Raw genomic sequence first — 1,512 nt, forward strand, 5'->3', positions numbered from 1 at the left:
ACAGAATATTATGAAAATCCTAAAAAGTAAATAAGCATGACTCTTTATAATTCACACATTTCAACATCAAAAAGTAATTTAATCATTGTCATTTTATTCCTCGCTATAAACATACTTAGTGCCCAAGAAATAACGTTACAAGACGCACATAATATCATGCTTCAAAATAACGGCCATATTAAAGCCTCCCTTTTTGAAGTTAGTGAAAAGCAGGAAGAACAAAAAGCAGCGAAGGGATTACGATATCCAACTCTTAGCGCTTCTGCTACGTACTTGAGCCTAGAAAATGATATTACGATGGATTTAAATTCCACCAGAAACATGGTTGGAGGTTTATTAAGTATTTCAGATCCAGCATCGGTTTTAGGTGATTGGAATTTTACACTTCAAGAAAAAGACTTAAGTTTTGGCGTGGTAGAACTTTCAATGCCGCTATTTTCAGGTGGTCAAATAAACAACTACAATAAAGCCACAAAAATAAAGGTTGATTTAGCTAAAAACGCATCTCAATTAACAGAAGACGAACTTACTATAAAACTCATCGATTATTATTTTAAATTAAAACTTGCCAAAGAATTAGAAAACGTAAGACAACTGGTGTATGAAACCGTACTGCTGCATTACAATCAAGCCACAAAATTTTATGAAAACGGTATCATTCCAGAGGTAGAAACACTAAATGCCAAAGTTGCCTTATCAAATGCCGAAACAGAACTTAAAGCTGCACAAAAAGATGTTGCATTAGCCACTACTGCTTTAGAAAATACCATTGGAATTACTAATATATCTCAAATTTCTACAAACTTTAATAAACCCACTATTATCAATTCATTTGAAGATTTTAAATCCGACGTATTAACCGGCAATACCCAACTAAAAACAATAGAAAAAAATCATGAATTGGCAGAAATCGGCGTAAAGCTAGAAAAAAGTCATTTGTACCCAAGTATCGGCTTTTTTAGTAATTATATTCCTTATACAGAGAATTTACCCTTGGCAGAAAACACCAAATGGATGGTTGGAATTGGTGCGAAATGGGAAATATTTAATGGCTTTCAAACAGAACATAAAATCAAAGCTTCCAAATTCAAAATCAATCAAGTTGAAGCCATTGAAAAGCAAGCAAAACTGGATTTGACTACCTATACTGAAAAGCTGTTTAATACCATGCAAAAGGAGTTAGAGCAATATGAAAGTTTAGATACGAACGAATCCTATGCAGAACGATTAACATTCATGCGAACACGTGCTTTTGAAGAAGGTACAGGAACTTCAATAGACGTCGTAGATGCTACATTAAAATTATCAGAAATTCAATTAAAGAAAATAAAATCACTTTACGAATATAACGTTGAATACAGTGAACTCATTGTACTCTCCGGAAAAACAGACACATTATTAAATCAATATCAATAGAAAAATGAAAAATCCAAGATTAATAAAATTAACTTTAACAATAATATGTATTGCTATTTTAGTGTTAACCGGTATTTGGCTATTGGTTAAGCCTCA

The 1,512-nt window shown here is 32.3% G+C and carries 1 protein-coding gene; it reads left to right on the forward strand.

Annotated elements, in window-relative coordinates; translation table 11 throughout:
- Positions 1 to 36 precede the first annotated feature (36 nt).
- Positions 37 to 1,416: a TolC family protein gene (locus ABYI63_RS17310; protein ID WP_372758114.1), complete on the forward strand. Its 1,380-nt coding sequence runs from the start codon at positions 37 to 39 to the stop codon at positions 1,414 to 1,416.
- The last annotated feature ends 96 nt before the right edge of the window (positions 1,417 to 1,512 follow it).

Origin of the sequence: Mariniflexile sp. (assembly GCF_041583155.1) — a bacterium.
In the GTDB taxonomy this organism is placed as follows: Bacteria; Bacteroidota; Bacteroidia; order Flavobacteriales; family Flavobacteriaceae; genus Mariniflexile.

Bases quoted from the DNA above. Each gene is read 5' to 3' on its own strand.
- ABYI63_RS17310 (WP_372758114.1), top strand. From the start codon at position 37: ATGACTCTTTATAATTCACACATTTCAACATCAAAAAGTAATTTAATC.